Origin of the sequence: Mesorhizobium sp. B2-4-15, from assembly GCF_006658505.1 — a bacterium.
In the GTDB taxonomy this organism is placed as follows: Bacteria; Pseudomonadota; Alphaproteobacteria; order Rhizobiales; family Rhizobiaceae; genus Mesorhizobium.
This window is the reverse complement of the sequence record NZ_VFUZ01000001.1, coordinates 45,189-70,725: the sequence shown is the minus strand read 5'-3', so window position 1 is coordinate 70,725 and position 25,537 is coordinate 45,189. Positions and strand designations below refer to the sequence as shown.

Below are 25,537 nucleotides of genomic sequence, written 5' to 3'. Positions count from 1 at the left end.
GCTCAACTGTCTATTCGCCCAGCAATTCCCTGAGCGCCATGCGTTTGTAGACCGCGACCAGCCTGTCACCCTCCTCGCGGTCGACGGAGATCGCCAGCCGCATCGCGGCCTCGCCCATCTGCCAGACGAGGAACGCCGTGGTCTCCAGCGAGACAGGGTCGGCGCCGGGACGCAACCGCTTCAGCACCGCGACGAGGAATGCGGCATTGGCGCGGCTGTCGGCGAGTTCGAGCCGGCGCAGCGCCTTGTCGGCCTGCGTGCCCGACCAGATGTCGCGCATCACAGGCTCGGCCAGGAACAGCCGATAATAAATATCGACCAACTCCGAAAATGCCCGTCGTAACCCTTCGGCGTCACTGACGTCGGCGAGTGTCGCCGAGATGCAGGCCTGGCTTTCGGCGGTGTAGCGCTCGGCCAGCGCCCAGACGATCGCCCTCTTGTCTGGAAAGAACTGGTAGAGCGAGCCGATCGATACCCCTGCCCGTTCGGCCACTTCACCCATGCGCATGGCATCGCTGCCCTGCTCGGCAATCAACGCCGAGGCGGCCGCCAGCATGCGCTCGACCCGCTCGCGGCTGCGCTGCTGGGTCGGCGCCCGGCGCGGTGAAGCGACCTGTTCGTTGGCCGGTATGCCTTCCATGACTGCCTCCACAAACGCGTCCGGCAAAATCTGCGGGAAAACGGCTTGACTTGGAAAATACGAGGGTTTATCACGTTTTGCAAACGTGAGGATTATTCATATTCCGAAGCGCGAATGTGCGACGGCCGCAGCTCGCCAATGGCGTCCAGTGCGTGCTTAGCCGGGCACCGAAGGATTCTTTCAGAATACCCGATCGAAACGCCGCCACCCCAATCTGGAGCAACTGACATGATCGCGAAGTTTCTTCCCACCCTCACCTTCATCGCCGCGATCGGCGCCGGCGTCGTCGGCGGTGTGTTCTTCTCCTTTTCCAATTTCGTCATGCCGGCGCTCGCCCGCCTCCCGGCGGCGGATGGCATTGCCGCAATGAATTCGATCAACATCACCGTCATCACACCGACTTTCATGACGGCACTCTTCGGCACCGGACTGGTCTGCCTCGTGCTCATTGCCGGCGCGACCGTCGGCTGGAGCCAGCCGGGCTCGTTCTGGCTTGTCGCCGGTGCCCTGATCTATCTCGTCGGCAACCCGATCGTGACCATGGTCTTCAACGTGCCGCTCAACGATGCACTCGCCGCCGTCGATCCAGCCAGCAGCAATGGCGCGGCCGTATGGACCGGCTATCTCAGGGACTGGGTGATGTGGAACCACGTCCGCGCCATCACTGCCATCGTGGCGTTGGGCTGCTTCATCTTCGCGTGGCGGTGAGGGCAGAAAAGGTATGATGAGATTCAGGTCAGGCCGGCATCACCTGAATATCAACGCACCTTAAGTGGGGTCTTTTGACTTGTGGCCCTTGCGATCGGAATGGCCGAGATCGCGGTCGGGGTCGATGACGTCGCGCACCAGTTGCTTCAGCTTCGCCGCATCGGGAAAGCCGCCGTCGCGCTTGCGGTCCCAGACCAGCACCTCGTTACAGGAGATGGTGAAGATGCCGCCGGTGCCGGGCACCAGCGTCACTTCGCCGAGATCGGTACCGAAGGTGGAGAGCAGCTCCTGCGCCATCCAGCCGGCGCGCAGCAGCCACTGGCACTGCGTGCAATAGGTGATGCGGATGGCGGGCAACGGCCTCTCGCTCATCCCAGGTTGAGCTCCGCTCATACCTGGTCGCTCACGCCGCGCTGAGCTTGGCCAAGGTCTCGTCGTCGACTTCGAAGTTGGCGTACACGCTTTGCACGTCGTCGTCGTCCTCGAGCGTGGCAACCAGCTTCATAAGCGACTGGGCGCGCTCCTCGTCGACCGGAACATTGTTCTGCGGCTGCCAGATCGGCTTCACCGATTCAGCCTCGCCGAGCGAAGCTTCCAGCGCCTTCGACACTTCGCCGAGATTTTCGAAGGAGCAATAGATGGTGTGGCCTTCCTCGTCCGATTCGACATCATCGGCGCCGGCCTCGATTGCCGCCTCCATGACCTTGTCGGCACTGCCGACGGAGGCCGGATAATAGATCTCGCCGACCCGGTTCCACATGAATGACACCGAACCGGTTTCGCCAAGCGCCCCACCAGCCTTGGTGAAGGCCGCACGGACATTAGAGGCCGAACGGTTGCGGTTGTCGGTCAGCGCCTCGACGATCAGCGCCACGCCGCCGGGACCATAACCTTCATAGCGCACGGCTTCGTAGTTTTCGGCATCGCCCATCGACGCCTTGTTGATGGCGCGCTGGATGTTGTCCTTCGGCATCGACACAGCCTTGGCGTTCTGGACGGCAAGGCGCAGGCGCGGGTTCATCGAAGGATCGGGCGTACCGGTCTTCGCGGCGACGGTGATTTCGCGCGCCAGCTTGGAAAACATTTTCGACCGCACCGCGTCCTGACGGCCCTTGCGGTGCATGATGTTCTTGAACTGTGAATGGCCAGCCATGGCACCCCTGTCGTATTCGGCTAGAGCATCCTGCCGCGAGATGCGTCACCTCGCCTTTTGCAAAATGCTCGAATTCAAAATTTCAGAACGTCCCTGATGCGTCCGGAGGACGTACGGCGCTCTTTCTCGGAATGGCCGGCTTATAGATAAATCGGCTCAATTCGTCCAGCCGCGCCGTGCGGCTGGACTGTGAACGCGCGGCATTCCCCCAGTCCCGGCGATTTTCCAAGGGCATTCAGCCTTCCATATCCGATTTCAGCCGGTCGATGATGCTGAGCGCATGGCCGGCATACTGGCTGATCCAGCGATCATGAATCTGCTTGATCGGCAGCGCGTTGAGATGATTCCAGCGCTCGCGGCCCTCCCGGCGCGCCACGATCAGGTCCGCCTCCTCCAGCACTTTGAGATGCAGCATGACGGTGCAGCGGTCGATGTCGGGGAAGGCATCGCACAGCATGCCGGTTGTCTTCGGTTCCTCCTTCAGCTGATCGAGCATTTCACGCCGGCGCGGATGCGCCAGCGCCTTGAAAACATTGTCGTCTTGCGATCGGCTTGACATGTTATCTTTCTATAACATATCGTCGGGCCGATCAAGGAAGGAGCTGTGGATATGTCCCTTGGGTTCAAGGTTTCCGGCCGCATCGGCAGGCCGGTCGCTGAAGTTTTCGACGCTGTCGTCAATCCGAAGAAGCTGAGCGGCTATTTCACCACCATCGGCGGCGCCAGCGCGCCGTTGGAAGCCGGTGTCGGCGTCGTCTGGTGGGGGAAGGTGCCGGTCGAGGTCGACGAGGTGGCCAAGGACAGCCGCATCGTCCTGCGTTGGGACGCCACGGATGCGGACGGGAAGCCGGCCTACAAGACCCGCGTCGAGATGAAATTCGAGCCGCTGGACGATGGCGGCACTTTCGTCACCATCGCCGAGAGTGGCTGGCAGGAGGGCGCGGTCGGCCTGAAGAAATCCTACCTCAATTGCGAGGGCTGGTCGCAGATGCTGGCCTGCATGAAGGCCTATGTCGAATACGGCATCAACCTGCGCGACGGCTATTACCGCAGCGAGATGAAGGGCGAACCCGCCAACGAGGCCAATATTTGAGCAACGACAGGAAAGAGGGAGACCCGCGATGCCGAAAGTCACGCCATTCCTGATGTTCGAGGGCAAGGCCGAAGAGGCAATGACCCTTTATTGCGAGACCATCCCCGACAGCAGGATCCTCGACGTCACACGTTACGGTACCGGTGAAGACGGCCCGGAAGGAAAGCTCAAACTGGCGCTCGTTTCCATTAGCGGCCTTGAGGTGACGATCTACAACAGCCCGGTTCACCACGCTTTCACCTTCACGCCATCGGTCTCGTTCCATGTCGACTGGTCCTCCGAGGCGGAACTGGAGCGCATCGTCGAAACCCTGGCCAAGGAAGGCGGGTTCCTGATGCCGCCAGACAATTACGGGTTCAGCCGCCGCTTCGCCTGGCTGAACGACCGGTTCGGCGTCTCCTGGCAGATCAACGTGCCATGACGGAACTCCAGCTCGACGAAGGGTGAGGGTTTCCTTGGCGGCTGGATCACCAATCCGGCCAACATCATTCACATGGTGCGGGAATCCGACGCATGGTGAACTCTGCTCGTAAAAGGGAGAAAGAGATGGAAATCCGTGAAGCACCGACAGCTGAAGCCGGCATGCTGATCCGGCGGCCGGTCTCAGACGTGTTCGAAGCCATCGTCGATCCGGCCATCACCACCAAATTCTGGTTCACCCATGGCAGCGGGCGTCTCGACGGCGGCAAGCCGGTTCAGTGGGAATGGCGCATGTATGGCGTCTCGACGACGGTGAATGTCAGCGAGATCGTCACCGACAAGAAAATCGTCATGATCTGGAGCGATCCGCCGACCACGGTGGTCTGGACCTTCACCGAAATGCCCGACGAGACGACCTTCCTCGAAGTGCGCAATTTCGGCTTCGCCGGTAATGGCGACGAGCAGGTGAAAGCAGCCGTCGGCTCGACCGACGGCTTCGCACTCGTGCTCGCCGGCGCCAAGGCATGGCTGGAGCAAGGCTTGACGCTCGACCTGATCGGCGACCGTCATCCAAGAGGCGTTCCGACGGGCTAACCAGCTACCCTCCGGCCGCAAGCCTCAGTGTCCGCCGCCGGACTTCGACTTCTTTCGCCGCCGCGCCAGCATGTTGAGCCCTTCGACCAGGGCCGAAAAACCCATCGCCGCGTAAATGTAGCCCTTTGGCACATGATAGCCCATGCCGTCGGCGATCAGCGTCATGCCGATCATCAAGAGGAAGCCCAGCGCCAGCATGACGATGGTCGGATTCCTGGCGATGAAGTCCGCCAGCGGCCCGGCGGCCAGCATCATCACGGTGACGGCGGCGATCACGGCGATGTACATGATGACGATCTCGTCGGTCATGCCGACGGCGGTGATGATGGAATCGATGGAGAAGACGAGGTCGAGCAGCAGGATCTGGAAGATCGCGCCGGTCAGCGAGATCTTGAGCGTCTCGCCCAGCATCGCGTCCTGGTGATCGTCGGGATCGACGGTGTGATGGATTTCCTTGGTCGCCTTCCACACCAGGAACAGGCCGCCGGCGATCAGGATCAGGTCTCGCCAGGAGAAACCATGGCCGAACGCCGTGAACACCGGCGTCGTCAGTTGGACGATGATCGAGATGGTTGCGAGCAGCACCAGCCGCATGATCAGCGCCGCCGAGATGCCGAGCCGGCGGGCACGGGCCCTCTGGCCCTCGGGCAGCTTGTTGGTCAGGATCGAGATGAAAATCAGATTGTCGATGCCGAGCACAATCTCAAGCACCACGAGCGTCAATAACGCGACCCAGGCGGTTGGATCAGAAACGAATTGAAAATGCGGCGCCAGGAATTCAACGAGCTGCATGGAGGTCGTTCCCCTACGATCTAGAGCAGTTTCGTGGCCAGTTAGGTACTATACTCCAGCATATCAATGTCACGACCAGAAGGACGGAGCCGTTTCTTCGAGCCGCGGCCCGCGACGAAACGGCGCGATCCGCTCGGTCAAACCCGTGCGGTCGGAAATATCGACGCCGACACCACACAATGTCGCCGGGCCGGTCGCTGCCTCGAAGCGCCCTTTCGGCACTTTCGACAGGAATCGGTTGAGCGGCTCCTCCTTGTCCATACCGAGCGAGGAATCGTAGTCGCCGCACATGCCGGCATCGGAGATGTAGCCCGTGCCGCCGTTCAGGATCTGGTGATCTCCGGTCGGCTGGTGCGTGTGGGTGCCGACGACGAGGCTGGCGCGGCCATCGACGAAATGGGCGAAGCACATCTTTTCCGAGGTCGCCTCGGCATGGAAGTCGATGACCACCGCATCGGCCTGTTCGCCGAGCGGACAGGCGGCAAGCTCGCGCTCGCCAGCCTGGAACGGATCGTCGAGTTCGGGATGCATGAACACCCGGCCCATGATGTTGGCGACCAGCACGCGCGCGCCGCCTCTGGCGATGTAAACGCCGGAGCCGCGTCCGGGTGTGCCTTTGGGAAAATTGGACGGCCGCAGGAAGCGCTCTTCACGCGGCGCGAAGGCGAGCGCGTCGCGCTGGTCCCAGACATGGTTGCCGGTAGTCACGACATCGGCGCCGGCCGCGATCGTCTCGCGAAAGATCTCTTCGGTGATGCCGAAACCGCCGGCGGCGTTCTCGCCATTGACGATGACGAAATCGAGCTTGAAGTCGGAGATCAGGCCGGGCAACTGTTCCCACACCGCTGTGCGGCCCGTCTTGCCGACCATGTCGCCGAGAAAGAGAAGTCTCATCTGCGCTTGATCCCGAAAAGTTGCATGACTTTTCGGCAAAGATCATGCGTTCCAAAGAACTATCTACAATTCCGGCGCGAAGCGGCGCAACCCGCTCTCGGTGAGTATTTCCGGGATGACGACATCATGGTCTTCGTCCGGCACCAGAGCGACCTCCTGGCAATCGAAGGCGATTCCAATCAGCCGCGGCGGCTTTCCCTTGTCGACCAGCCTGGCGATGGCACGGTCATAATAGCCGGCGCCGTAGCCGATGCGATGGCCACGCTTGTCGAAAGCGGCGAGCGGCACCAGCATTACCGAGGGGTCGAGCACCTCGGCCTCTTCGTGCGGGCCGACCGTGCCAAAGCCCATCTCGACCATCGGCGCGCCACGCACCAGTTCGCGAAAGACGATGGTGGTCTTGTCGAGAATGGCAGGCAGGCAAAGCCTCGCGCCCTTCTCGCGCATGGCGAACATCAGCGGCCGCACGTCAACCTCCGAACGCATCGGCCAGAAGCCGGAAACAATCTGGCCGGGCTCCAAGGCGAGGTGATCGCGCGCGGTCTCGGCCATTTCGAGCGCGACTTCCACCCGCCAGAACTCGTCGAGCGCATCGCGGCGTCCAAGTGCTTCCTTGCGCAGCTGTTTTTTCAGGTCTTTTGAGGATGTCATGCGAAGACGATAGAAAGTGTCAGGTCTTGGTGGAGGTTTGGGAACGACGTTTCCTACCGCATCAGCCACCCAAATGCATGGATAAAGGCAACAAGTGACGATCCACACAACCGGTGGAGAGGTCGATCCCGGGTGCCTACAAAGTAGGTGGGCGCCGTGTGAGAAAACCCACGGGTCTTCCCAGGGACAGCTCCCTAAGGATCGTTAAGGCCCCGGGGAAAAGTGTCTCCTGCCGGGAAGCGCAGACCGTCCCCGACAATATAGGCCGATGACACCCTGAGCGCCAGGGAATTGGCATTCTTTCCCTGCGGTTGTCACGGCCTCGCCATCACCTGCCGCCCTTGCGCCAACCGGGCCGCCTCCTTACGGTCGCCCGGAACGAAGCAAGGAGCAAAAATGCGTTTCGAAGGCACGGCGGCCTATGTCGCCGATAAGGACCTGATGGTGGCGGTGAACGCGGCGATCGCGCTGGAGCGACCATTGCTGGTCAAGGGCGAGCCCGGCACCGGCAAGACGGAGCTCGCCCGCCAGGTTGCGGCGGCCCTTGGGCTGGAGCTCATCGAATGGCACATCAAATCGACCACCAGGGCGCAGCAAGGCCTCTACGAATATGACGCGGTCTCACGCTTGCGCGACAGCCAGCTCGGCGATAGCAGGTTCAACGACATCAAGAACTACATCAAGCGCGGCAAGCTTTGGGAGGCTTTTGCCGCCGGCAAGAAGGTCGTGCTTCTGATCGACGAGATCGACAAGGCCGACATCGAGTTTCCCAACGACCTGCTGCAGGAACTCGATCGGATGGAGTTCTTCGTCTACGAGACCGGCGAGACCATCCGCGCCGCTGTCCGCCCCATTGTCATCATCACCTCCAACAACGAGAAGGAACTGCCGGACGCTTTTCTGCGCCGCTGCTTCTTCCACTACATCCGCTTTCCCGACATCGAAACGCTGCACAGAATCGTTGATGTCCACTATCCCGGCATCAAGCAGAACCTGGTGCGGGCAGCACTCACCCAGTTCTATGAAATCCGCGACGTGCCCGGCCTGAAGAAGAAGCCGTCGACCTCCGAGGCGCTGGACTGGATCCGGCTTCTGGTCGCCGACGACATCGCGCCCGAGGATCTGCGCGCCGACCCGAAGAATGCCCTGCCGAAACTGCACGGCGCGCTGCTCAAGAACGAGCAGGACGTGCATCTGTTCGAGCGCCTTGCCTTCATGGCGAGACGGCAGGGCTAGGCTGCCAGCAACAGCGCTTTCCCACGCTGTGGACCGTTGCCGGCGACCGGCCATTGACGCAGCTTCGGACCGAAGCATCGAAGGGAACCAGAAATGTCCGAAATCATCGTCCGGCCGCTCGCGCAATCCGACCACGCCGACTGGCGTCGCCTGTGGACCGACTATCTCACCTTCTATGAGACGAAGCTGCCGGAAGAAGTCTACGCCGTCACCTGGAAACGGCTGTTCACGGAAGGCGAATTCGAGCCGAAGGGTTTTATCGCCACGCTCGACGGCAAAGCCGTCGGCCTCACCCACTATCTCTACCACCGCTCCGGCTGGTCGGAGAAAAACAACTGCTATCTGCAGGATCTGTTCGCCGACCCGGATGTGCGCGGCAAGGGCATAGGTGCGGCCCTGATCGAAGCCGTGAAGCAGGAGGCCGGCAAGATCGGCGTCAAGAACGTCTACTGGATGACGCACGAGACCAACACAACAGCGCGCAAGCTCTACAACCATGTCGCGCGCCGCACCGGTTTCATCGAGTATGATCTGCTATAGATAACCAATGTTCATCCCCTTCTTCCTCGAACTGAAGGCAGCGCGCGTTCCCGTTTCACTGCGGGAATATCTGTCGCTGCTGGAGGGGTTGGAAGCCGGGGTGGTCGACTACGATGTCGAGGGTTTTTACTACCTCGCCCGCGCCACCCTGGTGAAGGATGAGCGCCACATCGACCGCTTCGATCAGGTCTTCGCCCATGTCTTTAGGGGTATCGAGGCACTGGGCGGACCGGATGCCGTAGACGTCGCCAATATTCCCGAGGAATGGCTGCGCCAGCTCGCCGAAAAGCACCTGACCGAGGAAGAGAAAAAACTGGTCGCAGCACTTGGCGGTTTCGACAGGCTGATGGAGACGCTGAAACAGCGGCTCGAGGAACAGAAGGGGCGTCATCAGGGCGGCTCGAAATGGATCGGCACCGGCGGCACCTCACCGTTCGGCGCCTATGGCTACAATCCCGAAGGCGTGCGCATCGGCCAGCACGAAAGCCGCAACCGCCGCGCGGTCAAGGTTTGGGACAAGCGCGAGTTCCGCAATTTCGACGATGCGGTCGAGCTTGGCACCCGCAACATCAAGATCGCCTTGAAGCGGCTGCGCCGCTGGGTGCGCGAGGGTGCAGAGGAAGAATTCGACCTGCCCGGCACCATCCATGCCACCGCCGAGCACGGCTACCTCGATGTGAAGACGCGGCCCGAGCGCCGCAACGCCGTGAAGCTGCTGATGTTCTTCGATGTCGGCGGCTCGATGGATGATCATATCAAGAGCGTCGAAGAGCTGTTTTCGGCCGCGCGTGCCGAATTCCGCCAGCTCGAATATTTCTACTTCCACAATTGCCTCTACGAGGGCGTGTGGAAGGACAACCGACGTCGCCATGCCGAGACGATCCCGACCTTCGACCTGATCCATAAATATGGGCCGGACTACAAGGTGATCGTCGTCGGCGATGCCTCGATGAGCCCATACGAGATCGCGCACCCCGGCGGTTCGGTGGAGCACTGGAATCCGGAGGCCGGCGCCGTTTGGCTCGGTCGCCTCTTGCGGCAATGGCCGAACGCGGTTTGGCTCAATCCGGAGACCGAAAAGAACTGGGGCTACACCCATTCCATCGCCATGATCCGCGATATCTTCGGCGGTCGCATGTTCCCGCTGACGCTGGCCGGGCTTGAGGCCGCGACGAAGCAGCTTTCGAGGAAACATTGATCTGCCGGCTGAGCGGCTGAGATTCAGGTCAGGCCGAGTCGAAAATGGTGTCGTTCGAGAACCGGAGCGGAACGTACTTGAGGTACGTGAGCACCGGAAGCGGAGGACGCCGCCATTTGCAGGCCGGCCTCACCTGAATATCGCTGTAACAAATGCCTATGTTTGTGCGAATATGGCTTGCAACAAAGAACGAGCCGCCAAGGCTGAGGAGATCAAATGGACACTCACACCTACCCCGTCACCCGCACCGATGCCGAATGGCGCGCCCGGCTGACGCCGGAGCAATATGCGGTCATGCGCGGCCACGGCACCGAGCGGCCGGGAAGCTGCGCCCTGCTCTACGAGAAGCGCGCCGGCACCTTTTCCTGTGCCGGCTGCGACCAGCCGCTGTTTGAATCCAAGTTGAAGTTCGAGAGCGGCACGGGCTGGCCGAGCTTCAACGACCCTGTTCCGGGCTCGGTCGAGACCACCGTCGACCGCAGCTACGGCATGGTGCGCACCGAATGCCACTGCGCCCGTTGCGGCAGCCATCTCGGCCATGTCTTCGAGGATGGCCCGCCGCCGACCGGCCTGCGCTACTGCATCAACGGCGTGGCGCTGAAATTCGAGCCGGCGTCCTGAACAGGGCCCGATCGACACTTCCTGCGAAGGGCGGCTCCGGCCGCCCTTTTTCATAGGCAGGCAGCCCGCGTCAGACGACGACTGTCGCGATCAGCCAGAGCGTCGATCCCAGCATGACGAGCGTAGCCTTGGCACCGCCTACTTTCTCGGCCGTCCGCCATACGGCCCATGTCAGGAAGATGTTGTAAGGCACCGGCGCGAAATGCACCGCCAGCACCAGGACAAGCGGCAGCTTCAGGCTGAGCAGGACGAGTGCCGCCACCGATGACGCGATGCTGATAGTGGTGGCTACGAAGACCATGTCGCGCCAGAACAAGCGGTCGAGCGGCACGGTGCCGCGCCAGCGCGACCGGAAGAAACCGGTTTTGTCGCCGATCTCTCCGTGCACCGCGCCCGATGGATCAAAGTCGTTCATCAATCGAGCCTCGCTTAAGTGCAGCGCCGATGGTTTCGGGCGCGTGTCGATGGCAGGACGCCACGAATTCGGCGCGGACAATGCAGAAATCTGCCGTCAAAGCGTGTACGATCACAGAACTGTGACGCTCATCATGTTCTGTCATTTGCAGCGCAAACACGGAGGAGTTCGCAATGGGCGACCATGTCTACAATGTTCTCTTTCTCTGCAACGCCAACTCGGCCCGGTCGATCATGGGCGAGGCCATTCTCAATCGTCTCGGCGCCGGCCGCTTCAAGGCTTATTCCGCCGGCTCTCGGCCAAAGGGAACCGTCAACCCTCGTACGCTGCAGCTGCTGGAGAACCTCAACTACGACACGTCCTTCGCCAGGTCGAAGAGCTGGGACGAGTTTTCCAAACCCGGCGCACCGGAGATGAATTTCGTCTTCACGGTATGCGACAGCACGGCCAATGAAAGCTGTCCGGTGTGGCCCGGCCATCCGATGACGGCACTTTGGGCGGTGCCTGATCCAGCCAAGGCCGAAGGCACCGAAGTGGAGCGGCATTTTGCTTTCGCCGAGGCCTTTCGGATGATGAGCAACCGCATCGCGCTGTTCGTAAACCTGCCGATAGGATCGCTCGATCGACTGGCTCTGCAACAGCATCTGGACGAAATTGGCCACGATCAGCGGCCAGACTGAAGCTGGGTGGCAACGCCGGAGCGGAGTCGTCAGATTTGCGGCCACCCTTCGTGTCCCAGCACCTCGATGACGGCGCGCTCGACGCGCGAGCATTCCGTCACCAGCCAGTCGGCCATTGCCGGCCAGTTGTCCTCGGCAAGGCAGTTGACCCGCCACATCGAGTTGATGCCGAGGCCCGAGCAACTCTGCTCCGGCCTGAGCTTCAGCCTGTCTTCGATCGCCTGCTGGAACGGTTTCAGCCGCGACCAGCTTTCCGTGGCGCCGAATTTCTCGTTGCGGCCGAAGAACACTCCGACATGGTTTTGCGCCGGCGCGACATACATGGAAAGGACCAAGGCGAAGTCGGGCAGCCCGCGCTGCCAGAACCAGGGCCCGCGCCGCGCCAGCCGGGCTCTCTCTTCCGGGTGACGCTCGGCGAACAGCGCCCAGAAGCCGCGATGGCGGAACTCCGAGGCCCGTCGGCCACCGAAGTCGAACTCACTCATAGCCGGGAGCCCCGCATATCCTGGCCGAGACTGTTTCGAAATTCGCTCCGGCGAGTCATATGGTGGTGGTTTCGAGAACCGCAGCGCAGCGGACATTTGGGTCCGTGAGCAACGGAAGCGCGGAAAACACCATCAGATAGCCGCCGGAGTAGAGTTTCCAAACAGTCTCCCTACACCATGCCGAGCGCGGCCATGTACAGGTCGAGAATGGCGTCCTCCTCCTGGCGCTCCGCCTGATCCTTTTTGCGCAGGCGGATGATGGTGCGCATCGCCTTGGTGTCGAAGCCGGTGCCCTTGGCCTCGGCGAACACTTCCTTGATGTCGTCGGAGATCGTCTTCTTTTCTTCCTCGAGCCGCTCGATGCGCTCGATGAAGGCACGCAGCTGGCCGGCGGCAACAGTCTGGCTGGTCTCGGTGATATCGTCGGCCATGTTTTTCTCCAAAAATCGACTCCGCGCCGCGACTCGGGAAACGTGCCGTGGCGAATTTCAGCGGTTCGATGCCTGACCAGGGCCACCGGGTCAAGCCGTCATCGGCGGTCGAATCAAGACTGCCGCCAGAAGCGGACAGTCTGACCGCTTGCGCGACCCCTCAGACAAAGGCGATCAGCAGATCCTTCGCATCGATCTGGTCGCCGGCCTTGACCAGCACCTCGGCGACCGTGCCATCGCGTTCGGCATGCAGCGCCGTCTCCATCTTCATCGCCTCGATGGAGAGCAGCACATCGCCGGCCTTCACTGCCTGGCCGGCGGCGACCGCGAGCGCCGAAACCACGCCCGGCATCGGCGCCCCGACATGCGCCTCGTTGCCGGGCTCTGCCTTGCGGCGTGCCTTGGCCGCGGAAGCGCCATGCGCACGGTCTGGCACCTTCACACGTCGCGGCTGGCCATTGAGTTCGAAGAACACGGTGACCATGCCCTTGTCATCGACATCGCCGATGGCCAGGCACCGCACCACAAGCGTCTTGCCCTTCTCGATGTCGACGAAGATCTCGTCTTCGGATTTCATGCCATAGAAATAGGTCGGTGTCGGCAGCACGCTGACCGGTCCATAGGTTTCCTGCGCGGCGACGAAGTCGGAAAACACCTTCGGATACATCAGCCACGAAGCGAACTCGTATTCCGAGAGCTTGCGCTCCAGTTTCTCCTCGATCTCCTTACGGCTGGCCTTGAGATTGGCCGGCTTCAACAGCGAACCGGGCCGCACGGTGATCGGCTTGTCGCCCTTCAGCGCCTTCTTCTGCAGTCTCTCGGGCCAGCCGCCGGGCGACTGGCCAAGATCGCCGCGCAGCATCGACACGACCGAGTCCGGGAAGGCGATATCCCTGGCCGGGTTCTCGACATCGGCAACGGTCAGGTCCTGGCTGACCATCATCAGCGCCATATCGCCGACGACCTTGGACGACGGCGTCACCTTGACGATGTCGCCGAACATCAGGTTGACGTCGTGATAGGCCTGCGCCACCTCGTGCCAGCGTGTCTCCAGCCCGAGCGAGCGCGCCTGCTCCTTGAGATTGGTGAATTGCCCGCCCGGCATCTCGTGCAGGTAGACTTCCGAAGCCGGCCCTTTCAGGTCGCTTTCGAAGGCGGCATACTGGTTGCGCACCGCTTCCCAGTAGAACGAGATTTTGCGGATCCATTGCGGATCGAGGCCAGGGTCGCGCTCGGTGCCCTTCAACGCCTCGACGATCGACCCCAGGCAAGGCTGCGACGTATTGCCGGAGAAGGCATCCATAGCCGCGTCTATGGCGTCGACGCCGCTCTCCACCGCCGCCAGCACTGTCGCCGCCGACAGGCCCGACGTGTCGTGGGTGTGGAAATGGAGCGGCAGGTCCGTCGCCTCGCGCAGTGCCTTGAACAGCACGCGCGCGGCGGATGGCTTCAGCAGCCCGGCCATGTCCTTGACGGCGATGACATGGGCGCCGGCGGCCTGCAATTCCTTGGCCAGTCCGACATAATATTTCAGATCATACTTGGCCCGCGCAGGATCGAGAATGTCGCCGGTGTAGCACATTGCCGCTTCGATCAGCTTGCCCTCGGCGCCAACAGCGTCCATGGCGACACGCATGTTTTCGATCCAGTTCAGGCAGTCGAAGACGCGGAACAGGTCGATGCCGCCGGCAGCCGCCTGCTTGACGAAATGCTGCACGACATTGTCGGGATAATTGGTGTAGCCGACGCCATTGGCGCCGCGCAGCAGCATCTGCAGCAACAGATTGGGGGCTGCCTCGCGCACCCGCGACAGCCGCTCCCACGGATCCTCGGTGAGGAAGCGCATGGCGACATCGAAGGTCGCGCCGCCCCAGCATTCGAGCGACAGAAGCTGCGGCAGGGCGCGCGCATAGGTGCCGGCGATGCCGGCAATGTCGTGGGTGCGCACGCGGGTCGCGAGCAGCGACTGGTGGCCGTCACGCATCGTCGTGTCGGTGACCAGCACTTCCTTCTGCTCGCGCATCCAGGCCGCGAATTTCTCTGGGCCGAGCACATCGAGCTTCTGCTTGCTGCCGCCGGGCACGTTGCCGTTGAGGTAGGGCACGACGGGTGCGGCCGCATCGGCCTTCGGCATCGGCCGGCCGCGCGTCTCGGGATGGCCGTTGACGCTGACGTCGGCTAGATAGTTGAGCAGCTTGGTCGCGCGGTCCTGGCGCTTGACCTGCTGGAACAGCTCCGGCGTTGTGTCGATGAACTTCGTTGTATAGGAATTGTCGGCGAAGCTCGGGTGGTTGATGATGGCTTCGAGGAAGGTGAGGTTGGTGGCGACGCCGCGGATACGGAACTCGCGCAAGGCGCGGTTCATGCGCGCTATGGTCTCGGCCGGTGTCGGTGCCCATGCCGTCACCTTCTCCAGCAGCGGATCGTAGAAGCGGGTGATGACCGCGCCGGAATAGGCGGTGCCGCCATCCAGCCGGATGCCGAAGCCGGTGGCGCCGCGATAGGCGGTGATGCGGCCGTAATCCGGAATGAAATTGTGCTCGGGATCCTCGGTTGTGATGCGGCACTGCAAGGCGTGGCCGTTCAGCCTGATGTCGCGCTGCGTCGGCACGCCCGATTGCGGCGTGCCGATGGCGAAGCCGTCGAGGATGTGTATCTGGGCTTTGACGATATCGATGCCTGTTACCATCTCGGTGACGGTATGCTCGACCTGGATGCGAGGGTTGACCTCGATGAAATAGAATTTTCCGGTATCGGCGTCCTGCAGGAACTCGACCGTGCCGGCGCCGATATAGCTGGTCTCGCGCGCGATCTTCAGCGCATGGCCGCAGAGCTCCTCGCGCTGCGACATTTCAAGGTATGGCGCCGGCGCCCGCTCGACGACCTTCTGGTTGCGGCGCTGGATCGAGCAATCGCGCTCGAACAGGTGCACGGCATTGCCATGGGTGTCGCCAAGCACCTGCACCTCGACATGGCGCGCGCGCTCGATCAGCTTTTCGAGATAGACCTCGTCCTTGCCGAAAGCGGCCTTCGCCTCGCGCTTGCCCTCCGTGACCTCACGGGCAAGATCGGCCTCGGAGCGGATGGCGCGCATGCCGCGTCCGCCACCGCCCCAGGAGGCTTTCAGCATGACGGGATAGCCGATCTCCTTTGCCAGTTTCTTGACCGCCTCCATGTCGTCCGGCAGCGGATCGGTGGCGGGGATCACCGGCACGCCGACCTCGATGGCGAGATTGCGCGCCGCGACCTTGTTGCCGAGGCGGCGCATCGTGTCCGGCTTCGGGCCGATGAAGGTGATGCCCGCCTGCGCGCAGGCTTCTGCGAATTCAGGGCTTTCGGACAGAAGCCCGTAGCCCGGGTGGATGGCATCGGCGCCCGAAAGCCTGGCGACGCGGATCACTTCCTCAATCGACAGATAACTCTCGATCGGCCCCATGTCCTTGTTGAGATGTGGGCCGCGTCCGACCTGATAGCTTTCGTCGGCCTTGAAGCGGTGCAACGAATATTTGTCTTCCTCGGCCCAGATCGCCACGGTTTTGAGGCCCAGTTCGTTGGCCGCGCGAAAGACGCGGATGGCGATTTCTGACCGGTTGGCGACGAGGATCTTCGTGATTGCCAAGGACTGGGCTCCAGTAACGGAAGGGAAGAGAAATCGGCGCAATGATTAGCGTGAAAATGCTGCAGTGCAAACAAAATCGACGCTCATCTAAACCGATTTAAATGGATCATCCGGCCAACATTCGCACGCATTCGTTCGAACGGACGGAACAATGGCGACAATTTCGATCCTGGATGCGATCTTTCCCGGCTGGGAGGAATTGGCAAAGAAGGCCATCCGCCGCCGGAACGCGCCAAAGGAAATGCCCGGCGCGGAGCGCCGGGCATCACTGATGTCAAACCTGCCTGAGCGGCTTATTTCGGGAACCAGGAATACTTCCCGTCGTCCTTCTTCTTCCACTCGTACATGATGTAGCCCGGCAGCTTGGGGTCGCCCTTGGCATCATAGGCGAGATCGCCCAGAACCGTGGGGAACGGGCCGTTCTCATGCATCGCCTTGGCAACGGCCTGCGGGTCGTTCGTCTTGGCGGCGGCGGCCGCCTCGGCGACAACCTGCACGGCGGCATAGGCGTAGAGCGTGTAGGCTTCCGGCTCGAAGCCCTGCGCGCGGAACTTCTCGACGAGTTCCTTGTTGGCCGGGATCAGGCGCGGGTCGGGGCCGAACGTGTTGAGCGTGCCGGCGACGGCGTCGCCCGCGATCGCGGCGAGTTCGTCCGTCACGATGCCGTCACCCGACATCATCGGTGCCTTGAGGCCCTGGTCCGCGGACTGGCGGATGATCAGGCCAGCTTCGGTATGTAGGCCGCCCCAGTAGATCAGGGTGACGCCGGCTTCCTTCATCTTGGCGATGAGCGCCGAGAAGTCCTTGTCGCCGACATTGACGCCTTCATACATGACTTCCTTGACGCCGGCGGCGTTCATTGCCTTCTTGGTTTCATCGGCGAGGCCCTGGCCGTAAGGGGTCTTGTCGTGCACGATAGCGACTTTGGCATCCTTGAAATTCGCGGCGATATAAGCCCCGGCGATGCTGCCTTGCTGGTCGTCGCGTCCGCAGGTGCGGAACACGTTCCACAGACCGCGCTCGGTGAACTTCGGGTTGGTCGCGGCCGGCGTGATTTCGACGATATTGTTTTCGGCGTAGACTTCCGAGGCCGGGATCGACACGCCCGAGTTGAAGTGACCGATCACGAACTTGACGCCGTCGCCGACGAACTTGTTGGCGACCGAGATGCCCTGCTTCGGATCCGAGACGTCGTCGCCGACTTCGAGCTTGATCTGCTCGCCGTTGATGCCGCCCTTGGCGTTGATCTCGGCGACAGCTGCCTCTGCGCCCTTCTGCAACTGCGCGCCGAAGGCCGCGTTCGGACCGGTGATCGGACCGGCGACGCCGAACATTACATCAGCCCACGCGTTGCCGCCGAACGCGACCAGCGCGGTCAGGGCGACGGCGGACAATAGTGACTTTTTCATTGAAACGCTCCCATTAACGGAGTGGGCGTGAATGAAGCTTTCATGCGATGCCCACCCTTATCGCAGAAAGCATAGTTTGCCGATTTTCAGGCACTTGTCACGCCGATTCATCCTTGAGGCGGCGTTAATGATGAACCTCAACCTTTCGGTTTCCAGCTCAAGATTGAAGCTCTTTCGTAGAGCCAATTATATTGTGTCACCATCTGGTTGGTTCGTGTGTATTGATAGCCGATGAAGCCCAGTATCATCAGCACGATGGTGTCGACGATATAGTAATGCAGCGAGAACATCGTGCCGTCGAACAGCGCGTGATGGATGAAGCGGATGCCGATGCCGAGCCCCAGCAGATAAGCGAACAGCTGGATGAAGCTGCGCCATGTCTGGGCGCTGGCCTTGCCCGTCATCCAGGCCGCCCAGCCGCCGAGCAGGCAGGTGACGAAGAAGAACTGCCAGATCGACGGTTCCTCGTAGAGAATGCCTTGCATGGTCGAGACTCCTGAACTCAGTGGTGGCCGCCTTCGAGATAGGCGGCGCGCACTTCGGGATTGGCGAGCAGTTCCTTGCCGGTGCCGCTCATCGTCACATTGCCGTTGACCATGACATAGCCGCGGTTGGCGAGCTTGAGCGCGCCGAACGCGTTCTGCTCGACCAGGAACACCGTCAGCCCCTGGGTGCGGTTCAACTCGCGGATGGCATCGAATATCTGCTTGACGATCAGCGGCGCCAGCCCGAGCGACGGCTCGTCGAGCAAAAGCAGCTTCGGCCGTGCCATCAGCGCGCGCCCGATCGACAGCATCTGCTGCTCGCCGCCCGACAGCGTGCCGCCGCGCTGGGCGATGCGCTCCTTCAGCCGCGGAAACAGCGTGAACACCTTTTCGACGTCCTCGGCATAGTGCTTGAGGTTGTCGAGGCTGGCGCCCATCTGCAGGTTTTCCATCACCGTCATGCGCGGGAAGATGCGGCGTCCTTCCGGCGACTGGGCGATGCGCAGGCGCGCGATCTCGTGCGTCGGCAACTGGGTGATGTCGGTGCCGGCGAAGGTGATGCTTCCCGTGCGCGCGCGCGGCGCGCCGAAGATGGTCATCATCAGTGTCGACTTGCCGGCGCCGTTGGCGCCGATCAGCGCCACGATCTCGCCCTGCTTGACGGTGACGTCGACGCCGTTCAGCGCCCGGATGTTGCCGTAATAGGTCTGCACACCCTTGATATCGAGCAGTGTCGTGCCGGCCATCACTTGCCTCCTCCGCGCTTGCCGGTCGCAGGCTTGGCGGCGGCTGTTTTTCCGGAAGTCGCGCCGGCGCTCTTTGCCGACGCATGGCTGGTCGCCACCTTGCCCGCATCGACGCGGCGCGAGAATTCCGTGTCCTTGCCCTGAGCGAGCAGCCTGGCCTGCTTGACCCAGTCCTCGCGCGCTATGCGCCCGTCAAAGGCGAGATAGGCTTCGGCGGCCTCGACATCGGCCTTCTTCCAGGCGCCGATCTGGTCGAAGTGGAAGATGCCGTGTTCGTTGAGCTTCTTCTCGTTGACCGCACCGATGCCCTTGATGCGGGTCAGGTTGTCGGCTTTGCCGCCACGCGGAGCAGCGAGACGGTTCGAAACGCCCTCGGCCTTTGCCGCGGGTGCCTTGGCGGCCGGCTTCTTTGCTGCCGCTTTCGCGACCGGCTTGGCGGCCGGAGCCGGCTTTGTCGCCTGTTCAGGTTTAGCCACAACGGCTTTGCTCGCCACGGTCACGGCACGCGCATCGATCTGCGCAGCCTTGGAGGCGCCTTTCGACACCGTGACGCGCTCGCCCTCGCTGTGGCCGACCGTGTCGCTCACCGGACCGGCCAGATACGACGCCGAGGTGCCCGGACCATGCGCGGCGTCGGGACCCGTATCGAGCTGTTCGATGACGTCCTCGTCGCCGACTTCGGTCAGCACCGTCTCGACCTCCTCGTCGTCGACGCCGAGATAGGCGGCGATGACGCGCGGATCGGTGCGCACCGACTGCGGATTGCCGTCGGAGATCTTGCGGCCATATTCCAGCACCACGACATGGTCGGAAATCTGCATGACCACCGACATGTCGTGCTCGATCAGCAGGATCGAGGCCCCTGAGGTGTTCTTGATGTCCATCAGCAGCTCGTTGAGAGCAGCCGATTCCTTCGGGTTGAGGCCGGCCGCCGGCTCGTCGAGGCACAGAAGCTCCGGACCGGTGCACATGGCGCGCGCGATCTCGAGGCGCCGCTGCGCACCATAGGGCAGGTCGCCGGCCGGATCGTCGGCGCGATCGACGAGATCGGCCTTCTCCAGCCAATGCCTTGCGAGCTCGATCGACTCGGCCGAAGCCTGGCGGTAGCTCGGGAAACCGAACAGGCCAAGCACCGTATAGCCCGAAGCCTTCATCAGTTTGTTGTGCTGGGCAACGAGGAGGTTTTCCAGCAGCGTCATGCCCGAAAACAGGCGGATGTTCTGGAAGGTGCGCGCCACCTTGGCGCGCGCCGGGATCTCGTGGTTGGGCAGCCGTTCCAGGAGATAGCTCGAGCCATCGGCACGATTGAGCGTGATCATGCCTTCCGATGGCTTGTAGAAGCCGGTGATGCAGTTGAACACGGTCGTTTTGCCGGCTCCGTTGGGGCCGATCAGCGCCGTGATTTCGCCGCGCTTAGCGGTGAAGGACAGGTCGCCGATGGCGACCAGGCCGCCGAACTTCATCGACAGGTGATCGACCTGCAGGATGGCGCCGTTCATTTGTGTGTTCGCATCCATTAGCCGTGGCCCTCCTTGGTGAAGGAGCCTGAGACCGCTTTTCGCTCCTTAAGGAAGGCCGTCGGTTCCCTGCTGCCGACGAAGCCGCGCGGCTTCCACAGCATGACGATCACCATGGCCATGCCGAACAGAAGCATGCGGTAGAGTTCCGGTGTGAAATCAGGCCCGAAGACCTGCTTGAGGAAGTCGAGTTCGCGCAACGCCTCGGTGCCGCCGATCATCACCATCGCGGCAACCGCGATGCCAACCAGCGATCCCATGCCACCGAGCACGACGATGGCCAGGATGATGGCCGATTCCAGGAAGACGAAGGATTCCGGGCTGACGAAGCCTTGCCGCGCGGCAAAGAACGAGCCGGCGAAACCGCCGAACATCGCGCCGGTGGCAAACGCCGTCAGCTTGGTGGTGGTGGTGTTGATACCGAGCGAGCGGCAGGCGATCTCGTCCTCACGTAAGGCCTCCCAAGCACGGCCGACCGGCAGACGGCGCAGCCTGATGGTGACGAAGGCGGTAAGCAGGCACAGACCCAGGATCAGATAGTAGAGGAAAATCTTGTAATAGGCGCTCGAGGTCGCGAGATGCAGAACCTTGGCAATGTAATTGGGGTCCGACACATTGAAGGTCATCAGGCCGAAGAAGGAAACCTTGGGAATGCCGGAGATACCGGCCGAGCCGTTGGTGACCTCGCGCCAGTTGATCAGCACCAGCCGGATGATCTCGCCGAAGGCGAGCGTCACGATCGCCAGATAGTCGCCGCGCAGACGCAGCACGGGGAAGCCTAGCAGCACCCCCCAGAGAGCGGCCATGCAGCCCGCGGCCGGCAGCAGGATCCAGAACGACAGGCCGTAATGCGTGGCAAGAAGCGCATAGGCATAGGCGCCAAGTGCATAAAAGGCGACGTAGCCGAGGTCGAGCAGGCCGGCGAGGCCGACGACGATGTTCAGTCCCCAGGCCAGCATCACATAGATCAGGATCTGGATGCCGAAATTGTCGACCCATTTCAGCGAGCCCTGCAGCCCTCCAGCAATCGACCAGGCGTTCAGCGACAGCACCGCGACCACGAGGATCGGGTACAGCACCAACGCTGTGATGCCCAATTTGGTGAAGTTGGCATGAATGAAGGCGCGGAAGTAGTAGATCACGCAACCCAGCACATAGATGACCGCCAGGGCGCGCAGGAATTGGAGATAGCCGGCCGGTTCTGCTCCCACCCATCCGGCGAGAGAGCCGCCCAACACGAACAGCAGCGCGGCCGCGACGACAGCCAGGATGAACGCCGGCAACTGAAAGAATCGTGACCCCACGCTGGCTGGTAACAGACCGGTGGCGACGTCGGCGATCTTTTGGTTGGCCATGAAGGGCTGGCCGTAGGCGACATAGAGGAAACGCCCGACGGCCGTGGCGATCACCACGGCGGCGAGCAAGCCCCAGCGCTGAGTCAGGACCAGTTCATTGGACATGTTCTGACCGGTTTTCAGCCCGATGAACAGCACGAACAGGCCAAGCGCGATGGCGCCGGCATAGAACGCTTCCCGAAGCGCGCGCTGCATGGGGCTTGCGACGGTGTCGCGCTCACGAGATACGGTCACGGCCATGGTCTCAAACCTTTTCGACTTCAGGCCGGCCCAATATGCCGGAAGGCAGGAAGATCAGCACGATCGCCAGGATCGAGAACGCCGCGACGTCCTTGTAGTCGATCGAGAAATAGGCCGACCACATGCTCTCGATGAAGCCGATCAGGAGCCCACCGAGTACGGCGCCGGGAAGCGAGCCGATGCCGCCAAGCACCGCCGCCGTGAATGCCTTTACCCCCGGCACGAAACCGTCGGAGAAGGCCACCACGCCATAGTACATCAGGAACAGCGTGCCGGCGACGGCGGCAAGTGCAGCACCCATGATGAAGGTGATGGAGATGGTGCGGTCGACGTCGATGCCGAGCAATGCCGCCATCTTGCGGTCCTGCTCGCAGGCGCGCTGCGCCCGGCCAAGCGAGGTCTTGTTGACCAAGTACCAGAACAGCACCAGCAAAAGGGCGGTGACAATGACGATGATGATCTGCTTCAGCGACACGCTGACGCCGTCGATGTTGTAGACCTTCGACACCATCGGCGGGATCGGCTTGTTGCGGGGACCCTGCGTGACCTGGACGAAATTGGACAGGGCGATCGACATGCCGATGGCGGTGATCAGCGGCGCCAGCCGGAACGAACCGCGCAGCGGCCGGTACGCCACCTTCTCGATGGTCCAGTTGTAGAGGCTGGTGAGCAGCATCGCCACGATCATCATGACCAGCAGCGCGATGACCACGGGCACCGAATAGAACAGCGCGCCGAGGATGAGGAAAACGATCAGCGCGGTGAAGGCGCCCACCATGAAAATGTCGCCATGGGCGAAATTGATCATTCCGATGATGCCGTAGACCATCGTGTAGCCGATCGCGATCAGCCCATAGATCGATCCCAGCGTCAGCCCGTTGATAAGCTGCTGGACAAAGTACTGCATGTGTACATGGCTCCCCTGGAATGTCGCCCATGCAGACGCATTCCTTTTCGTATTTCCCCTAGTCGTAAAGTTTCGAGCCCGGATTGCAACGTGATTTTTCGATCGCCATGCGCGTTTCCAATGCACGCCATTTCGACTGCCCGTTTTTTTGCACCCGGCCTCTGGACTATCGCGGACCCTATCATTGGCATAACGCAATGTCTTTGACGATTCAGGCCTATCATGCGCGCCGTTTCGAAGAAATCGCCGTCAAAATAAGTTGATGAAGGGATTCCTTGCGCTGCTGACAGCATTCCTTCTTGCGCCTCCATGCCTTCCGTTGCGTGATGAATCGCCTATTTGACCACGAACCCATGCGCGAACGGATCGCGGTCGTCGATGAAGATCGTGTTCAGTCCGGTCATGCGCGCCCAGCCGCCGATCGAGGGGATGATCGCCGGCTTGCCCGCCACGGTGACCTCCTTTTCGACCTTGCCCTTGAACAGCGAACCGATGATCGATTCATGCACGAAGGCGTCGCCCGCCTTGAGCTTGCCCTTGGCATGGAGCTGCGCCATCCGCGCCGAGGTACCGGTGCCGCAGGGTGAGCGGTCGATCGCCTTGTCGCCGTAGAAGACGGCGTTGCGGGCGTCGGCCCCCTCCACCGTCGGCTTGCCGGTCCACAGCATATGCGACAGCCTGTTGATGCCGGGATTCTCCGGATGCACGAAGGCATATTTCTCGTTCAGCCGCTGCCGCACCACCGGGCTCCAGGCAATGAGGTCGCCGGCGGAATGGTCGGCCATGTCGCGATAGTTCGCCTGCGGCTCGACAATGGCGTAGAAATTGCCGCCATAGGCGACATCGACGGTGATCTCGCCGAGCCCGGGACATTCGACCGTCAGCCCTTCGGCATAGAGGAACGACGGCACGTTGGTGATGCGCACCTCCTCGACATAGTCGCCGACCTGCTTGTATTCGGCGATGACCAGGCCGGCCGGCGTGTCGAGCCGCAGCACACCTGGCGTCCGCGGCTTGATCAGCCCGTGCTCGATCGCCATCGTGACCGTGCCGATGGTGCCGTGGCCGCACATCGGCAGGCAGCCCGAGGTTTCGATGAACAGGATAGCGATGTCGCAATCCTCGCGCGTCGGTGGGTAGAGGATCGAGCCAGACATCACGTCGTGGCCGCGCGGCTCGAACATCAGGCCGGTGCGGATCCAGTCAAACTCGGCGAGGAAATGCGCGCGCCGTTCCATCATTGTCGAACCCTGCAGCAGTGGGCCGCCGCCGGCGACCAGCCGCACCGGATTGCCGCAAGTGTGGCCGTCGATACAGAAGAAGGATTTCTTGGCCATGTCGCTCCTCGAAAATCAAAACCGTTGTGGGCTGAAGGGGGCCAGATCAACAGACGGAGTCTGCCCCAGGACGAGCTCGCGGATCAACCGTCCAGTCGCCGCAGCCTGGGTCAGGCCGAGATGGCCGTGGCCGAAAGCATACACCACCGGCGGGGCTCCCGGCGCCTTGCCGATGACAGGCACCGAATCCGGCAGCGAGGGGCGGAACCCCATCCATTCGCGCCCGCCCGAGGGATCGAGCCCCGGCAGGAATTGCTGCGCCTTCTGCAAGAGCGCTTTCGACCTGTTGAAGTTGGGCGGCCGCTCGATGCCGCCGAGTTCGACGGCGCCGCCCACGCGCAGGCCCGTTTCGAGCGGCGTGATGACGAAGCCATGGCCGGAGAAGATCAGCTGCCGCTTCACGTCGAAGGCGCCGTTCGGCAACGTCGTGTTGTAGCCGCGCTCGGTCTCCAGCGGAATGCGGTCGCCGAGCTGCCGCGCCAGAAGGTGCGACCAGGCGCCGGCGGCGACAACGAGCCGCCCGGCGCGCCTGATGGTTCCGTCGGCCAGCGTCAGTGCCGCGCCGTCCTGATCCGCCGCGATCCGGTCGATGCGGGCCGTTTCAAAGCGGGCGCCCTTGGCCTCGGCATAGGCCCATACTGCCTTGCCGAGCAGTTTCGGATCGGCGACCGTCTTCCAGCCCGGCACGAACGTGCCCTTGACGAAGCGCGGTGACAGTCCCGGCTGCAAAGCCGCCAGCCCCTCGCCGTCGACATGGCGGAAGCCGATGCCGAAGCGTTCGCGCGCCGCCCAGCCCGGCAGCGCGACGCGGAACTCGGCTTCGCTTTCGTAGAGTTCCAGCGAACCGTCCTCGCGCAGCATCGGCCGCGCGCCGGAACGATCGAGCAGACCCATCCACTCCGCTTCTGCAAGCTTCATCATGCCGGCCTGGGTGGCGAGGCTGGCCTCGTATTTCGCCGGTGCGCCGGCGCGCCAGAACCGGAACAGCCAGGGCAGGAGTTTCGGCAGGTAGGCGGGCGGGATGCTGAGCGGGCCGAGCGGATCGGCCAGCCATTTCGGCAACTGGCGGATCATGCCCTTGTGGGCCAGCGGCAACACGTCGGAAAAGGCGAAGGCGGCGGCGTTGCCGGAACTGGTCTCTTCGCAGATGCCGGTGCGGTCGAAGACCGTGACATCCAGCCCCGCCTCGGCAAGGAAGGCGGCCGCGCAGATGCCGATGATGCCGCCGCCGACGATGGCGATGTCTTCCCCTTCTCCCCGTTCACGGGGAGAAGGGCCCCTACGGGCGGATGAGGGGCGGCGCCCTGCTTCTGTCGATTTGGAATTTCCGGCCACGTGGGGCGCTGCTCCTCATCTGGCTGCCGCCATCTT

The 25,537-nt window shown here is 62.3% G+C and carries 28 protein-coding genes and 1 other RNA gene; 9 read left to right on the top strand and 20 right to left on the bottom strand.

What is annotated here, in order from left to right:
* Nucleotides 1–10: 10 nt before the first annotated feature.
* Nucleotides 11–640, bottom strand: a complete 630-nt coding sequence (locus tag FJ930_RS00390; protein WP_141833620.1) for a TetR/AcrR family transcriptional regulator — start codon at nt 638–640, stop codon at nt 11–13.
* Between the two features lie 228 nt (nt 641–868).
* On the opposite strand from FJ930_RS00390, the gene FJ930_RS00385 reads away from it, so the two are divergent.
* Nucleotides 869–1,348 carry a DUF1772 domain-containing protein gene (locus FJ930_RS00385; RefSeq protein WP_181763241.1) on the top strand — a complete coding sequence of 160 codons (480 nt, stop codon included), beginning with the start codon at nt 869–871 and terminating at the stop codon, nt 1,346–1,348.
* Nucleotides 1,349–1,408: 60 nt separating this feature from the next.
* Here FJ930_RS00385 and FJ930_RS00380 read toward each other — a convergent pair whose 3' ends face one another.
* The 3 genes from FJ930_RS00380 to FJ930_RS00370 form a co-directional block, all read right to left on the bottom strand.
* On the bottom strand, nt 1,409–1,720 hold the full coding sequence (locus FJ930_RS00380; protein ID WP_140745891.1) for a SelT/SelW/SelH family protein: 312 nt from the start codon (nt 1,718–1,720) through the stop codon (nt 1,409–1,411).
* A 31-nt stretch (nt 1,721–1,751) separates the two neighbouring features.
* Nucleotides 1,752–2,501 carry a YebC/PmpR family DNA-binding transcriptional regulator gene (locus tag FJ930_RS00375; RefSeq protein ID WP_140745893.1) on the bottom strand — a complete coding sequence of 250 codons (750 nt, stop codon included), beginning with the start codon at nt 2,499–2,501 and terminating at the stop codon, nt 1,752–1,754.
* Between the two features lie 235 nt (nt 2,502–2,736).
* Entirely contained in the window at nt 2,737–3,060 is a 324-nt protein-coding gene (locus tag FJ930_RS00370) for a helix-turn-helix domain-containing protein (RefSeq protein ID WP_141833617.1), read from the bottom strand.
* Nucleotides 3,061–3,111: 51 nt separating this feature from the next.
* Here FJ930_RS00370 and FJ930_RS00365 point away from each other — a divergent pair, with 51 nt between their 5' ends.
* From FJ930_RS00365 to FJ930_RS00355, 3 genes are all read left to right on the top strand, one after another.
* Nucleotides 3,112–3,594, top strand: a complete 483-nt coding sequence (locus FJ930_RS00365) for an SRPBCC domain-containing protein (protein WP_141833614.1) — start codon at nt 3,112–3,114, stop codon at nt 3,592–3,594.
* A 28-nt stretch (nt 3,595–3,622) separates the two neighbouring features.
* Nucleotides 3,623–4,015, top strand: coding sequence for a VOC family protein (locus FJ930_RS00360; protein ID WP_141833611.1), 393 nt, complete (start codon nt 3,623–3,625; stop codon nt 4,013–4,015).
* Between the two features lie 125 nt (nt 4,016–4,140).
* The gene (locus tag FJ930_RS00355; protein ID WP_141833608.1) at nt 4,141–4,608 is read left to right on the top strand and encodes an SRPBCC family protein; all 468 of its coding nucleotides are present in this window, start codon (nt 4,141–4,143) and stop codon (nt 4,606–4,608) included.
* A gap of 24 nt (nt 4,609–4,632) precedes the next feature.
* On the opposite strand, the gene FJ930_RS00350 is transcribed toward FJ930_RS00355, so the two are convergent.
* The 4 genes from FJ930_RS00350 to ssrS form a co-directional block, all read right to left on the bottom strand.
* Nucleotides 4,633–5,400, bottom strand: coding sequence for a TerC family protein (locus FJ930_RS00350; protein ID WP_141833606.1), 768 nt, complete (start codon nt 5,398–5,400; stop codon nt 4,633–4,635).
* 69 nt (nt 5,401–5,469) lie between these two features.
* Nucleotides 5,470–6,294, bottom strand: coding sequence for a YmdB family metallophosphoesterase (locus FJ930_RS00345; RefSeq protein ID WP_140777919.1), 825 nt, complete (start codon nt 6,292–6,294; stop codon nt 5,470–5,472).
* A gap of 63 nt (nt 6,295–6,357) precedes the next feature.
* Nucleotides 6,358–6,945 (bottom strand): 5-formyltetrahydrofolate cyclo-ligase, encoded by a 588-nt coding sequence (locus FJ930_RS00340; protein ID WP_141833603.1) that lies wholly within the window; start codon nt 6,943–6,945, stop codon nt 6,358–6,360.
* Between the two features lie 95 nt (nt 6,946–7,040).
* Nucleotides 7,041–7,196: non-coding RNA, 6S RNA (gene ssrS, locus FJ930_RS00335), on the bottom strand.
* A gap of 145 nt (nt 7,197–7,341) precedes the next feature.
* Here ssrS and FJ930_RS00330 point away from each other — a divergent pair.
* The 4 genes from FJ930_RS00330 (at nt 7,342) to msrB (ending at nt 10,540) form a co-directional block, all read left to right on the top strand.
* The gene (locus tag FJ930_RS00330; protein WP_141833600.1) at nt 7,342–8,181 is read left to right on the top strand and encodes a MoxR family ATPase; all 840 of its coding nucleotides are present in this window, start codon (nt 7,342–7,344) and stop codon (nt 8,179–8,181) included.
* Between the two features lie 93 nt (nt 8,182–8,274).
* Nucleotides 8,275–8,721 (top strand): GNAT family N-acetyltransferase, encoded by a 447-nt coding sequence (locus FJ930_RS00325; RefSeq protein WP_141833597.1) that lies wholly within the window; start codon nt 8,275–8,277, stop codon nt 8,719–8,721.
* Nucleotides 8,722–8,728: 7 nt separating this feature from the next.
* Entirely contained in the window at nt 8,729–9,919 is a 1,191-nt protein-coding gene (locus tag FJ930_RS00320; RefSeq protein ID WP_141833594.1) for a VWA domain-containing protein, read from the top strand.
* Between the two features lie 216 nt (nt 9,920–10,135).
* Nucleotides 10,136–10,540: a peptide-methionine (R)-S-oxide reductase MsrB gene (gene msrB / locus FJ930_RS00315; protein WP_140745912.1), complete on the top strand. Its 405-nt coding sequence runs from the start codon at nt 10,136–10,138 to the stop codon at nt 10,538–10,540.
* A gap of 70 nt (nt 10,541–10,610) precedes the next feature.
* Here the strand turns inward: msrB and FJ930_RS00310 are convergent, their stop codons facing one another.
* The gene (locus FJ930_RS00310; protein WP_140745914.1) at nt 10,611–10,955 is read right to left on the bottom strand and encodes a hypothetical protein; all 345 of its coding nucleotides are present in this window, start codon (nt 10,953–10,955) and stop codon (nt 10,611–10,613) included.
* 173 nt (nt 10,956–11,128) lie between these two features.
* On the opposite strand from FJ930_RS00310, the gene FJ930_RS00305 reads away from it, so the two are divergent.
* The gene (locus tag FJ930_RS00305; protein WP_141833591.1) at nt 11,129–11,635 is read left to right on the top strand and encodes an arsenate reductase ArsC; all 507 of its coding nucleotides are present in this window, start codon (nt 11,129–11,131) and stop codon (nt 11,633–11,635) included.
* 29 nt (nt 11,636–11,664) lie between these two features.
* Here FJ930_RS00305 and FJ930_RS00300 read toward each other — a convergent pair whose 3' ends face one another.
* The 11 genes from FJ930_RS00300 to FJ930_RS00250 form a co-directional block, all read right to left on the bottom strand.
* Nucleotides 11,665–12,120, bottom strand: coding sequence for a hypothetical protein (locus FJ930_RS00300; protein WP_140745918.1), 456 nt, complete (start codon nt 12,118–12,120; stop codon nt 11,665–11,667).
* Between the two features lie 170 nt (nt 12,121–12,290).
* Entirely contained in the window at nt 12,291–12,551 is a 261-nt protein-coding gene (locus FJ930_RS00295; RefSeq protein WP_140608373.1) for a DUF2312 domain-containing protein, read from the bottom strand.
* A 160-nt stretch (nt 12,552–12,711) separates the two neighbouring features.
* Nucleotides 12,712–16,170 carry a pyruvate carboxylase gene (gene pyc / locus FJ930_RS00290; RefSeq protein ID WP_141833588.1) on the bottom strand — a complete coding sequence of 1,153 codons (3,459 nt, stop codon included), beginning with the start codon at nt 16,168–16,170 and terminating at the stop codon, nt 12,712–12,714.
* Nucleotides 16,171–16,463: 293 nt separating this feature from the next.
* Complete coding sequence (locus FJ930_RS00285) at nt 16,464–17,579, bottom strand: branched-chain amino acid ABC transporter substrate-binding protein (protein WP_140745922.1); 1,116 nt, start codon at nt 17,577–17,579, stop codon at nt 16,464–16,466.
* 137 nt (nt 17,580–17,716) lie between these two features.
* Entirely contained in the window at nt 17,717–18,064 is a 348-nt protein-coding gene (locus FJ930_RS00280) for a DUF6867 family protein (RefSeq protein WP_140697456.1), read from the bottom strand.
* Between the two features lie 17 nt (nt 18,065–18,081).
* Nucleotides 18,082–18,810, bottom strand: a complete 729-nt coding sequence (locus FJ930_RS00275) for an ABC transporter ATP-binding protein (protein ID WP_140608382.1) — start codon at nt 18,808–18,810, stop codon at nt 18,082–18,084.
* Nucleotides 18,810–20,327 (bottom strand): ATP-binding cassette domain-containing protein, encoded by a 1,518-nt coding sequence (locus tag FJ930_RS00270; protein ID WP_141833585.1) that lies wholly within the window; start codon nt 20,325–20,327, stop codon nt 18,810–18,812. Before FJ930_RS00270 ends, FJ930_RS00275 begins: the two co-directional genes overlap by 1 nt.
* On the bottom strand, nt 20,327–21,922 hold the full coding sequence (gene livM, locus FJ930_RS00265; RefSeq protein WP_141833582.1) for a high-affinity branched-chain amino acid ABC transporter permease LivM: 1,596 nt from the start codon (nt 21,920–21,922) through the stop codon (nt 20,327–20,329). The genes FJ930_RS00270 and livM overlap by 1 nt, the downstream gene beginning before the upstream one ends.
* Nucleotides 21,923–21,926: 4 nt before the next feature.
* Entirely contained in the window at nt 21,927–22,829 is a 903-nt protein-coding gene (locus FJ930_RS00260; protein ID WP_140608388.1) for a branched-chain amino acid ABC transporter permease LivH, read from the bottom strand.
* Nucleotides 22,830–23,164: 335 nt separating this feature from the next.
* Nucleotides 23,165–24,166, bottom strand: coding sequence for a 4-hydroxyproline epimerase (locus tag FJ930_RS00255; RefSeq protein WP_141833579.1), 1,002 nt, complete (start codon nt 24,164–24,166; stop codon nt 23,165–23,167).
* Between the two features lie 15 nt (nt 24,167–24,181).
* On the bottom strand, nt 24,182–25,501 hold the full coding sequence (locus FJ930_RS00250) for an FAD-dependent oxidoreductase (protein ID WP_141833576.1): 1,320 nt from the start codon (nt 25,499–25,501) through the stop codon (nt 24,182–24,184).
* Between the last annotated feature and the right edge of the window lie 36 nt (nt 25,502–25,537).

Coding starts and splice junctions, on each gene's coding strand:
- FJ930_RS00390 (WP_141833620.1), bottom strand. CDS start 640: ATGGAAGGCATACCGGCCAACGAACAGGTCGCTTCACCGCGCCGGGCG.
- FJ930_RS00385 (WP_181763241.1), top strand. CDS start 869: ATGATCGCGAAGTTTCTTCCCACCCTCACCTTCATCGCCGCGATCGGC.
- FJ930_RS00380 (WP_140745891.1), bottom strand. CDS start 1,720: ATGAGCGAGAGGCCGTTGCCCGCCATCCGCATCACCTATTGCACGCAG.
- FJ930_RS00375 (WP_140745893.1), bottom strand. CDS start 2,501: ATGGCTGGCCATTCACAGTTCAAGAACATCATGCACCGCAAGGGCCGT.
- FJ930_RS00370 (WP_141833617.1), bottom strand. CDS start 3,060: ATGTCAAGCCGATCGCAAGACGACAATGTTTTCAAGGCGCTGGCGCAT.
- FJ930_RS00365 (WP_141833614.1), top strand. CDS start 3,112: ATGTCCCTTGGGTTCAAGGTTTCCGGCCGCATCGGCAGGCCGGTCGCT.
- FJ930_RS00360 (WP_141833611.1), top strand. CDS start 3,623: ATGCCGAAAGTCACGCCATTCCTGATGTTCGAGGGCAAGGCCGAAGAG.
- FJ930_RS00355 (WP_141833608.1), top strand. CDS start 4,141: ATGGAAATCCGTGAAGCACCGACAGCTGAAGCCGGCATGCTGATCCGG.
- FJ930_RS00350 (WP_141833606.1), bottom strand. CDS start 5,400: ATGCAGCTCGTTGAATTCCTGGCGCCGCATTTTCAATTCGTTTCTGAT.
- FJ930_RS00345 (WP_140777919.1), bottom strand. CDS start 6,294: ATGAGACTTCTCTTTCTCGGCGACATGGTCGGCAAGACGGGCCGCACA.
- FJ930_RS00340 (WP_141833603.1), bottom strand. CDS start 6,945: ATGACATCCTCAAAAGACCTGAAAAAACAGCTGCGCAAGGAAGCACTT.
- FJ930_RS00330 (WP_141833600.1), top strand. CDS start 7,342: ATGCGTTTCGAAGGCACGGCGGCCTATGTCGCCGATAAGGACCTGATG.
- FJ930_RS00325 (WP_141833597.1), top strand. CDS start 8,275: ATGTCCGAAATCATCGTCCGGCCGCTCGCGCAATCCGACCACGCCGAC.
- FJ930_RS00320 (WP_141833594.1), top strand. CDS start 8,729: ATGTTCATCCCCTTCTTCCTCGAACTGAAGGCAGCGCGCGTTCCCGTT.
- msrB (WP_140745912.1), top strand. CDS start 10,136: ATGGACACTCACACCTACCCCGTCACCCGCACCGATGCCGAATGGCGC.
- FJ930_RS00310 (WP_140745914.1), bottom strand. CDS start 10,955: ATGAACGACTTTGATCCATCGGGCGCGGTGCACGGAGAGATCGGCGAC.
- FJ930_RS00305 (WP_141833591.1), top strand. CDS start 11,129: ATGGGCGACCATGTCTACAATGTTCTCTTTCTCTGCAACGCCAACTCG.
- FJ930_RS00300 (WP_140745918.1), bottom strand. CDS start 12,120: ATGAGTGAGTTCGACTTCGGTGGCCGACGGGCCTCGGAGTTCCGCCAT.
- FJ930_RS00295 (WP_140608373.1), bottom strand. CDS start 12,551: ATGGCCGACGATATCACCGAGACCAGCCAGACTGTTGCCGCCGGCCAG.
- FJ930_RS00285 (WP_140745922.1), bottom strand. CDS start 17,579: ATGAAAAAGTCACTATTGTCCGCCGTCGCCCTGACCGCGCTGGTCGCG.
- FJ930_RS00280 (WP_140697456.1), bottom strand. CDS start 18,064: ATGCAAGGCATTCTCTACGAGGAACCGTCGATCTGGCAGTTCTTCTTC.
- FJ930_RS00275 (WP_140608382.1), bottom strand. CDS start 18,810: ATGGCCGGCACGACACTGCTCGATATCAAGGGTGTGCAGACCTATTAC.
- FJ930_RS00270 (WP_141833585.1), bottom strand. CDS start 20,327: ATGGATGCGAACACACAAATGAACGGCGCCATCCTGCAGGTCGATCAC.
- livM (WP_141833582.1), bottom strand. CDS start 21,922: ATGGCCGTGACCGTATCTCGTGAGCGCGACACCGTCGCAAGCCCCATG.
- FJ930_RS00260 (WP_140608388.1), bottom strand. CDS start 22,829: ATGCAGTACTTTGTCCAGCAGCTTATCAACGGGCTGACGCTGGGATCG.
- FJ930_RS00255 (WP_141833579.1), bottom strand. CDS start 24,166: ATGGCCAAGAAATCCTTCTTCTGTATCGACGGCCACACTTGCGGCAAT.